Below are 3190 nucleotides of genomic sequence, written 5' to 3' on the forward strand. Positions count from 1 at the left end.
CCTGACGCTGCGCAACCCACAAAGCTCCGCGCCAGCCCCCGTTGCCCAACCCGCCCAAACAGGCAAAAACCAAACCCGGAGTCTCGCTCACGCTGGATAAAAGTTGGGGGCAACGTCACCAGCAACGCAAACCCTGTGCCGAAAAGCGATCGAGACAACCACCGGCGCATTCTGCCAGGATAGAACAGGAGCACCAGAAGCAGACACATCTGAACGTAGGCTTCAACAAACCAGTAGAGATAGGGCAGCATGAGCTGCGTCTCTGGAGTGGTGATGGCGAAATTACCGATCAGCGCCACGGAGGCCCAAGGCACCTGCTGCCACGCGACCGCGTATCCAGTGAGCACAATGAAATACGGGATCAAAACGCGGCTCAGGGGCGCCAGGAATCCCTGACGTTACCTTCGGACAAGAAACGCGAGCGGTGCTGCGCAACGCTCATGCCGAGAAGGATGATCATTGCGGCGGCGCCTCCGTAGACGGGCCAGAAGGTTTGATGCGCGACTACCACGGCGAGGATAGCCAAGGCGCGCCAGAAGCGGCATCGGCACGGAACTGCCTGTCGCCGCACGGGCTCCTTCAAGATCCGAGATCGGGCGCTTTTCCCACTCACCGGGCAGACCACCAAAATGTTGATCCAGTGCGAGTGACAGTTCGACATGCTGCAATGAGTCGCCGCCGAGGCTCTGGAAGCTGTCGGAGCGACGCACGCGGGTCCCAGTAAAAGTTTGTTGGAACAAGGTCAGAAGATCCGTGTCGGCATCGGTCGGCACGGCCGTAGCCTTCAGCGCCGGATAGTTGATCTTGCCATTCGCGCGCCGGGGTAAGGCTGCGCATGCCAAGAGGCGGACATGCTGTGATCCAATTCCCGCGAGGCGGGCAATATGCCTGCGCAGCGCTTCGTCGGGCTGACCTGTGGCCACCCAGATATGTGCATCATCGCCCCAGACCGCCGCCTCGATGTTGGAAGCGGCAAGTGCTTGTTCGAGCGCGTCGTGGCCGACCCGGAGCCCAGCGATCTTGGACATGCGTGATCGCCGCCCGGTGATGCGGAACAAGCCGTCCTCGCCGGCCACTGCCATGTCGCCGGTGCGCAGCTCGTCGATTTCGTGCCCACGGGTGAGATCCTCAGCATCCTCGGCATAGCCCATCATCACGTTCGGTCCGCGGTAGATGAGCTCGCCTTCCCGCAACGGCTCTGTAATCGTGTTGTCCGTAAGGCCGCGTAGTAACAGGTGGCCACCGGGAATGGCGCGACCGATTGCGTCCGGCGCCTGCGCAGCCATGTCGGGCGGCAGATAGGCGATGCGAGCCGTGGCCTCGGTCTGGCCATACATCACCACGAAACGGCCATCGCGTTCGGCCATACGCTGGCTCCAGCGGATCACCTCGGCGGGGGGCATGGCGCCACCGGCGACCGTCATGCAGGTCAGCGACTGCGGCAGACCATGATCGGCAGTTGCCGTGTCCAGCATGCGGAAATGGTGGGGTACACCGGCAAGGCGGTCGCCCGCGCGTCCGCGAGACGTGGCAGGAAGCTTGGGTCAAGAATTGTTCCCTGATGGAGCCAGAGGCTTGCTCCGGCTGCCAGATGGGAATGCAGGACAGAGAGGCCGTAGGAATAATGGAGCGGCAGGACGAGTGCCGCGCGGTCTCTTTCACCGATTTCGAGAAACTCCATGATGGATGCTGCGTTCGCTGCGACAGCGTCTCGAGACAAACGGACACCTCGACCCTGCCCGGTGCTCCCAGAGGTCATCAGCAGGAGCGACAGATCGGGATGAAGCACGGCTGGGTTACCGTAACAAATGAGTCGGTGTTGGCCTCCCGCGGCGCGCCACCTTACTGCTGGGCGAAACTGCGCCTCTAGGGTGCGCGCTTGCTCGGCCTGCCCGACAGGCAAGGGCATGACCGCGTGCCCGGCCTCCAAGGCGCCGAGATAGGCGGCGATCGTGGTGAGCGTGGGCGCCATTTCAATGGCCACAAGGCTTCGCCGAACTGGGAACCGATCGGCAAACCGCGCGGCCGCTGTAGCCAATCCCGCATAGCCGGTGACGCCGGTGTCAGTGATCAACGCCGGCCAATCCCCGAACGTCTTCAAGGCTTCTTCACTGTAGAACATGGGGGGGCAGACTCCCGACAAGACCGCGCGGCGGGGACCTCTATGTTAACCTACAATTTCGTCAAGATTGATGGCGAATGGCATGAATTTGCCCGCTGCACGACTCATTAAGTCCGGGAACGGGTTTCCTTGAAATCAGGAAATGCAGCAAAACCCCATCGACTGCGGATCGTGGTTCAGCTTGATCCTTTTTTGAAGTTCCTTTGCGTGAGGCGCGACTTACACCTTCTCGCTCGGTTCAGGCAATGCGAGCGATCTGGGCGGTGCCGAGGACATCGAAGGGGCTCATGAGGGCGATACGGATGCGAATTTCGGGACTTAGCGGTTGCAGTCTCGTGCTGCGATGCGTTCCCAGAAGGCCGTGAGATAGCACATCCTAACCCCAATCCTGCCGCAGGCATGGTATCCAGTCCAGCTCTTCTTTTGCGGGCGCGTCCTGCCCGGCCGTTTGACCACTTGTCCCGTGTCTGCCGTCCCGCGGTAATGGCTGAAGGTAAAAACGGCTCGCTAAGCTGACCTCGGCAATGCCTCTTCGACACCTGCGTTCTCTCGCGCCTAACCACGAGAATAATTCGAAAATCCATTTCGTGTTCTGGGGAACCAGCCAATGTTGATTTCGAAGCAACGATTGCCATGCCCTTGAAAGGAGGATTTGGGCACCTTGAAGCTGCCGCACTGGTGCAGCATAAACAAGAAGAACCACGCCGATGTTCGACTATCTGCCCACGGAAATCCACCACGAACCCCTTAGCCTCGCGCAGCGCCTCTTCTTCAACCACGGTCATGATCTGGCCGAAGCCGCAGCCCAGTTAGGCGGTGCATGCGGCAAAGCGCGCGTCGTCTCCTGCGGCCTCCAGATCGAGGCTGCGACTCGGATGACGTTTCGTATCCGGAGAGAGTTAGCTGCAATCCACCGGCTGCTCGCCCTCGAGAACGTAGGCAACCTCGCGTTGTTGCATGAAGCCTTTTTGGGATACACATTGCACGTCCAGCGACATAGCTGAACGGCATGTCCAAGCCCGCGCTTACTCGCTACCGCACCCTGAACTGGTCTGCCTACAACGCTGC

General features: G+C 60.6%; 2 protein-coding genes and 1 pseudogene. 1 reads left to right on the plus strand and 2 read right to left on the minus strand.

Annotated elements, in window-relative coordinates; translation table 11 throughout:
• Positions 1-365 (minus strand): hypothetical protein (locus OC184_RS19660; RefSeq protein WP_265508868.1); only part of this gene is annotated, 365 nt, incomplete at its 3' end.
• A gap of 33 nt (positions 366-398) precedes the next feature.
• Positions 399-2122, minus strand: a pseudogene (locus OC184_RS20635) (AMP-binding protein).
• A 707-nt stretch (positions 2123-2829) separates the two neighbouring features.
• Here OC184_RS20635 and OC184_RS19675 point away from each other — a divergent pair.
• Positions 2830-3126 (plus strand): hypothetical protein, encoded by a 297-nt coding sequence (locus OC184_RS19675; RefSeq protein WP_265508874.1) that lies wholly within the window; start codon positions 2830-2832, stop codon positions 3124-3126.
• Positions 3127-3190: the final 64 nt, after the last annotated feature.

It is taken from the genome of Paracoccus rhizosphaerae (assembly GCF_026162645.1).
GTDB classification, from domain to species: Bacteria; Pseudomonadota; Alphaproteobacteria; order Rhodobacterales; family Rhodobacteraceae; genus Paracoccus; species Paracoccus rhizosphaerae.

Excerpts from the sequence above, each read along its gene's own strand:
- OC184_RS19675 (WP_265508874.1), top strand. The coding sequence starts at position 2,830 with ATGTTCGACTATCTGCCCACGGAAATCCACCACGAACCCCTTAGCCTC.